This is a genomic window from Geothrix sp., from assembly GCF_049292215.1.
Lineage (GTDB): Bacteria > Acidobacteriota > Holophagae > Holophagales > Holophagaceae > Geothrix.
This window is the reverse complement of the sequence record NZ_JBATQW010000042.1, coordinates 1-5,965: the sequence shown is the minus strand read 5'-3', so window position 1 is coordinate 5,965 and position 5,965 is coordinate 1. Positions and strand designations below refer to the sequence as shown.

9 protein-coding genes are annotated in these 5,965 nt (G+C 68.4%); 5 read left to right on the top strand and 4 right to left on the bottom strand.

The features are described from left to right. A partial coding sequence (locus tag WAS25_RS07120) for a UDP-N-acetylglucosamine--N-acetylmuramyl-(pentapeptide) pyrophosphoryl-undecaprenol N-acetylglucosamine transferase (RefSeq protein WP_422310823.1) occupies positions 1-649 on the top strand: 649 nt, incomplete at its 5' end. Here WAS25_RS07120 and tatC read toward each other — a convergent pair. The 4 genes from tatC to WAS25_RS07100 form a co-directional block, all read right to left on the bottom strand. Further along, complete coding sequence (gene tatC / locus WAS25_RS07115; protein ID WP_422310822.1) at positions 637-1,407, bottom strand: twin-arginine translocase subunit TatC; 771 nt, start codon at positions 1,405-1,407, stop codon at positions 637-639. The genes WAS25_RS07120 and tatC overlap by 13 nt on opposite strands. Before the next feature lie 64 nt (positions 1,408-1,471). Further along, the gene (gene tatA / locus WAS25_RS07110; RefSeq protein WP_422310821.1) at positions 1,472-1,657 is read right to left on the bottom strand and encodes a twin-arginine translocase TatA/TatE family subunit; all 186 of its coding nucleotides are present in this window, start codon (positions 1,655-1,657) and stop codon (positions 1,472-1,474) included. A gap of 28 nt (positions 1,658-1,685) precedes the next feature. After that, a complete protein-coding gene (locus WAS25_RS07105; protein ID WP_422310820.1) occupies positions 1,686-2,036 on the bottom strand; it encodes an AtuA-related protein in 351 nt (116 codons plus the stop codon). Beyond that, the gene (locus WAS25_RS07100; protein ID WP_422310819.1) at positions 2,033-3,388 is read right to left on the bottom strand and encodes a UDP-glucose dehydrogenase family protein; all 1,356 of its coding nucleotides are present in this window, start codon (positions 3,386-3,388) and stop codon (positions 2,033-2,035) included. Before WAS25_RS07100 ends, WAS25_RS07105 begins: the two co-directional genes overlap by 4 nt. Positions 3,389-3,445: 57 nt before the next feature. On the opposite strand from WAS25_RS07100, the gene WAS25_RS07095 reads away from it, so the two are divergent. The 4 genes from WAS25_RS07095 to WAS25_RS07080 form a co-directional block, all read left to right on the top strand. Beyond that, complete coding sequence (locus WAS25_RS07095) at positions 3,446-4,141, top strand: MotA/TolQ/ExbB proton channel family protein (protein ID WP_422310818.1); 696 nt, start codon at positions 3,446-3,448, stop codon at positions 4,139-4,141. Next, entirely contained in the window at positions 4,138-4,953 is an 816-nt protein-coding gene (locus WAS25_RS07090; protein ID WP_422310824.1) for a DUF3473 domain-containing protein, read from the top strand. The genes WAS25_RS07095 and WAS25_RS07090 overlap by 4 nt, the downstream gene beginning before the upstream one ends. Next, positions 4,950-5,672 (top strand): peroxide stress protein YaaA, encoded by a 723-nt coding sequence (gene yaaA, locus WAS25_RS07085; protein WP_422310817.1) that lies wholly within the window; start codon positions 4,950-4,952, stop codon positions 5,670-5,672. Before WAS25_RS07090 ends, yaaA begins: the two co-directional genes overlap by 4 nt. Beyond that, positions 5,669-5,965: hypothetical protein (locus tag WAS25_RS07080; RefSeq protein WP_422310816.1), on the top strand; the 297-nt coding region annotated here is incomplete at its 3' end. The genes yaaA and WAS25_RS07080, both read left to right, overlap by 4 nt.

Sequence of the window (5,965 nt, the reverse complement as noted above, 5' to 3'; positions counted from 1 at the left end):
CCAGCGGGTGTGGTGCGGCATGGAGGCCGTGCGGCCCTTGCTGCCGGGGGCGGACTGCCGCGTGGTGGGCACACCGGTGCGAGAGGCCTTCCTGCGCAGCTTCAGGCCCGTGGCGACGCTCTCGGCCCCCTTCCGCTTGCTGGTGTTGGGCGGCAGCGGCGGAGCCCGCGCCCTCAACGAGGCACTGCTGGAGCTGGCGCCGGCCCTGCTGGAGAGACGGCCGGACTGGGAGATCCTGCACCAGGCGGGACCGTCGGAGTTGGAGCGCCTGCAGGCGCAGCCGCGCCATCCGCGTCACGCCTTGGTGGCCTTCATCACCCGCATGGACGAGGCCATGGAGGCCGCGAGCCTGGTGGTGGGCCGCTCCGGCGCCAGCACCTGTACCGAATTGAAGGCCGCCGGGCGTGGGGCGGTGCTGATTCCGCTGCCCACGAGCGCGAACGATCACCAGCGCAGGAACGCCCAAGCCCTAGAGGGAGAAGGTCGGGCGCTCGTCCTGGAGCAGGGGCCGGCCTTCGCACAGCGGCTGGAGTCTGCCCTGGAGTCTCTTCTAGAGGACCCGGTGGCGCGACAGTCACTGTCCGGTAGCCCCAAGTCCAACACCGCGGTTCAGCTCTGCCTGGACGATCTGGCTGCCTATCTGGGCTGACGGGGTTCGGCGACCCAGGCGACGGCGACGGAGAGGGCGTAGAGACCCAGCAGGACGATGCTGAAGAAGATGGTGGTGACGATGACATCGCCCGGCGTGAAGAAGGCGCTGAAGATGAGGATGGCCATGGTGGCGTGGCGCCAGTACTTCAGCATTAGGCGGGCGGTCACGATGCGGAACTTTGCGAGAAAGAAAAACAGTACGGGTAGCTCGAACATCACGCCGGTGATGAGCGTGGTGGAGATGAACAGGTCGAGGTAGTCGGAGGCGTGGAGGTTGGCGCGCAAACCCGCCAGGGCCGCTTCCTTGAAGAGGATGTCGCCAAGGAACTTGAAGGCCTGCTTGTAGGCGAAGGCGGCACCGGCCAGGAAGCAGCCCGAGGTCACGAGGACGAAGGGGATGACCAGGCGGCGTTCCTTGGGAAGTAGGCCGGGCCGGATGAAGGCCCAGACCTGATAGAACAGGAAGGGCGCGGAGAGGAAGGCTGCGGCCCACAGCGAGAGCCGCATCATGCTGAAAAAGGGCTCGGTGAGGTCCGTGAAGGCGAAGGGGTCGAGGGTGCCGATGGCCTTGCCGGTCTGGCGGGCCATCGCCTCGAGGAATGGCTTCTGGGCCCAGGTCCAGAGCTTGAAGCGCCAGGCGTAAGTGAGGGCGAAGATCACGGCCACGGCGAGCAGGGAACGCACGATGCGCACCCGCAGCTCCTGCAGGTGCTCCCAGAAGCTCATCTTCTCGGGTGGCGTGGCTGGAATGGCCATGATCCTCAGTCAGGAAAAGGGACCGGCCTCCGCGGGGAGGCCGGTCCGTGGAGGCGGCGCGGGCCTACTTCTTGTCCTTGTCCACGACGACGTCTTCCTTCACGGAGTCCGTCAACTCCTTGCTGGCCTTCTTGAACTCCTGGATGCCCTTGCCCAGGCTCTTGCCCAGCTCCGGCAGGCGTGAGGGGCCGAAGAAGATCAGCAGTGCGATGCCGATCAGCAGGATTTCCATCATTCCCAGGTTGCCCATGGCGTGCTCCAGATGCGGTCGTGCAGGTTCAGGGTTGCAAATCCGCCAGCGACACGTCGCCGGGCAGGTCCAGTTCCATTCTAAGCAGGGCCTGCCCGTGGGTCTTGCCCTGGGCGTCGGTTTTCACGCTCTCGCTGCCACCCCCGCCGAGCGAATCATGCAGGATGAAGTTGATGGCCTTGAGGTTAGGGACTTCAAAGCGATCAACACCACCTTTGCATATGCTTGAAAAGTGATGCTTCACGCGCTCGGTCGTCAGCTCCCGCTGCAGCAGGCGGAACCCCGCCTCGGTGTAGGCGATGATGCCCACGTTGGAGCCATCGCCCTTGTCGCCGCTGCGGGCGTGGGCGATGTCCTCCAGGCGGATGCGGGTGGTCATGCGGACTCCACGGCGCGGCGGCCCAGGGAGTGGTAGGTCCAGCCCTGGGCCTCCATGGCCTCGGGGCGGAACAGGTTGCGGCCGTCGAAGATGCGGCGGACCTTGAGGGCCTTGGCCACGGCCTCCAGGTCGGCCTCGCGGTACTGGGCCCACTCGGTGGCGATGAGGAGGGCATCGGCTCCTTCGCAGGCTGCCAGCGGGGATTCCGCGTAGCGCACCTTGTCGCCGATCCTGGCCCGCACGGCCTCCATGGCGGCGAAGTCGTGGACCACCACCTCAGCACCCAGGTTCACCAGGCCTTCGATGAGCTCCAGGGCCATGCTCTCGCGGATGTCGTCGGTGTTGGCCTTGAAGGCCAGGCCCCAGAGGGCGAAACGCAGGCCCTTCATGGGGGACGGGACGCCCGCCTTGATGCGGAAGTGCTCGCGTACCTTTCGCAGCAAGACCTGCTTCTGATGACGGTTGGCCTCGACGGTGGTCGCCAGGGTCATCATGGGATGACCGTGTTCCCGACCCACCTTCAGGAGCGCCTGCAGGTCCTTGGGGAAGCAGGAGCCACCGAAGCCGGGGCCGGGATTGAGGAAGGCGGGGCCGATGCGGTGGTCCGCCCCGATGGCGGCCTTCACGTGGTCGATGTCGGCGCCGACATCCTCGGCTAGGTTGGCGACCTCGTTGATGAAGCTGATGCGCAGGGCCAGCATGGCGTTGGCCGCGTACTTCGTGAGCTCGGCGCTGGGGGGATCCATGCGGAACCACTTGCCGCCGCTGCGGTCCAGGAAGGGCTGGTACAGGGCCTTCATGATGGTCTCGGCGTGATCTGACCGGCAGCCCACCACCACGCGATCGGGCTCCAGGAAGTCGCCGATGGCCGAGCCCTCTCGCAGGAACTCGGGATTGCTCACCACCTCGAAGGCGCGGTCGGTGTGCACTGCGATCTCCGCGTGGACGCGAGCTGCCGTGCCCACGGGCACCGTGCTCTTGTCCACCACGATGAGGGCCTTGGCGTCCTTGGCGCGCAGGGCCATGGCGTCGCCGAGCTGGCCCGCCACGGCCAGCACGTATTTCATGTCGGCGCTGCCGTCCTCGCTCTGGGGGGTGCCCACGCAGATGAAGGCGGCATCCGCCTCGGCAATGCCGGCCTTGAGGTCGGTGGTGAAGCGGAGCGCGCCGGAGGCCAGGTGCTTGGTGAGCAGGTCGTCCAGGCCCGGCTCGAAGATGGGCGACTCGCCCCGGGAGAGGGTGGCCACCTTGGCCGCGTCCACGTCCACGCCGAGGATGCGGTGACCCGCCTCCGCGAAGCAGGCGGCGGCGACCAGCCCCACGTAACCTGAACCGATGACCAGCACCTGCATGACAGCCTCGCGTAAAGCAACCAGTGTAGCTTGCTATCATGCGTCAGAGGAGGCGGCATGGTGATCCTGATGGCACCCACGGGCAGCGAGGTCAATCTGCTGGAGGTCATGCTCCACGCGGGACCGGTCTCCAAGTCGGTGCTCGTGATCCTGGCGGCGTTCTCCCTCCTCAGCTGGGTGGTGATCATCCGGAAGGGCCTGCTCTACCACCGCAGCCGCGCCGTCTCCGAGGCGTTCCGGGGCGCGTTCAAGCGGGCCACGGACTGGCGCGAGTTCAAGCAGCAGGTGGAGAAGTTCTCCCTCAGCCCCCTGGTGGGGCTCTTCGTGGCCGGCTATGGCGAGGTGACCTACCAGCTGCGGCAGGTGGGCCAGGACGGCAAGCCCCAGCTCCGCAGCATGGAAGCCGTGGAACGCAGCCTCCAGCGGGCTAGCGTGGTGGAGATGGGCCGGCTGGAGCGCTCCCTCGGCAGCCTGGCCACGGTGGCGGCCGTGAGCCCCTTCATCGGCCTCTTTGGCACGGTCTGGGGCATCATTGACGCCTTCCGCGGCATCGGCGCGACGGGCAATGCCAACCTCGCCACCGTGGCCCCCGGCATCTCGGAAGCTCTCGTCGCCACGGCCATTGGCCTGGTCGCGGCCATTCCCGCGCTCATGGCCTACAACTTCTTCCAGGGCCAGCTGAAGCAGTTCCAGACGGAGCTGGACGACTTCTCCCTGGAGTTCATCAGCCTCTCCGAGCGGAACTTCACCTGAACCGCCGGCTGCCCCTATCCCTGGATTGGGAGGACTGGTTCCAGCTCTGCTGCCCACCCTATGACCAGCCGGACGCCCTGGACCGCTTCCAGTGCCGGCTGCCGCTGGCCACGGAGCGCTCCCTGGCGCTCTGCGTGGACCTAGGCGCCACCGCTACCTGGTTCTGCCTGGGTGACCAGGCCCGACGTCATCCCGCGCTGCTGCGCCGCATCGCCAACGCCGGACACGCCATCGGCCTGCACGGGTTGACGCACCGGCGGGCCTTTGAGCTGGACCACGGGACCTGGCGGGACTCGGTGCGCGATGGCAAGGCCCTGCTGGAGGACCTCAGCGGGCAGCCCGTGGTGGGCTATCGCGCTCCGGAGTGGAGCCTGCGCGGGGGTGCCGCCGACTGGTGGCGGGACCTGCCGGAACTGGGCTTCCGCTACGACTCCAGCCGCGTGCCCCTCGCTGTGATCGGGGACCCCGTCCTGCCCAGGCGACCCTACAAGCTGGCCGAAGGTCTGTGGGAGCTGCCGCCACCCGTACTCTGGTCCGGGCCCGTGCGCCTGCCGCTCTGGGGCTGGGGCCCGCGGGTCATGCCCTTCAGCCTGGTGCGCCGGGCCCTGGAGACCCTGGCCCTGGAGGACGCGGGAACCCCCCTGGTACTGCATCCCTGGGAGCTGGATGCGGAGCAGCCGCGCCTACCGGGACTGTCCCTGGGCCACCGCTACACCCACAGCATCGGACTCCGCGGCTACGCAGGCAGGCTCCGGGAACTCCTCGAGGGTTTTCAGCTCACGAGCCTCGAAGCCTGGGTGGAGGCTCAGTGACGGCCGCCCCGCTCATCCTGCTGGCCCCCTCCGAGGAGAAGGCCTCCGGCGGCGTTCCCGGTCGCCTGATGGAAAGCCCCGCCCAGCGCTGGGTCCGGGAGCAGTTGGTGGCCCTGGCAAAGCAGGGCTCACCCGAAGCCCTCAGGAAGGCCTTCGACGTGAAGGACCTGGCCCTGGACAAGGCCCGCAGCGAGGCGCTGGCGCTCTCCAGCAAGGTGCCCCTGCTGCCGGCCCTCGCGCGCTATGCGGGCGTGGCCTTCCAGGCACTGGAAGCCACCACGCTCCCACCGGCGACCTGGTCACAGGTGTTCATCCTCTCCAACCTGCGCGGTCTGGTGCGCGGCGACGAGACCGTCCCGCCCTACAAGCTGAAGCTCGGGGCGATCCCCGGCCTCAAGGCCCACTGGCGGAAGGCCCTGCCGGCCCAGCTGGCGGCCCTGCCCGAGGGGCCCGTGTGGGAGTTGCTGCCGGGGGACTCCGCCGATCTGCTCAAGGGCTGGGCGCGGCCGCGGCACACCGTGGAGATCTTCGACGCGCAGGGCCGGGCCATCAGCCACTTCTCAAAGCTCTACCGGGGCCTGGTGGCCCACTGGATCCTGCAGCACCAGCAGGGCGATCCCCGGCAGGTGCTGAAGGGCCGGCTGCCCGGCTGCCAGTGGGTGGGCATCGCCGAGAACGATCGCGGCGGGCTGGGCCTGCGCCTGGTGGTGGAACGGTGAGCGACGACTGCAACCGCACCCCCTTCTGGCAGCGCCAGCCCCGGCTGCCCCTGGAGATCCACCGCTTTCTGCAGGACCGCATGGAGGCGGCGCTCCATGATCCCGAGGCACGCCAGGCGCTCGTATGGCCCACCATCCTGGGGGCGCCGGGGCTGCGGCGGGCCCATCCCGAAGGCCTACCGGAGCCTGAGCTGCTGGGCCACGCCACGCGCATGCTGGGTGCCCTCGGTCACCACGATCCGGCCGCCGCCTGGCAGTCCCATCGCTCCGCCTGGCCGGGTACGGCCGAGGGC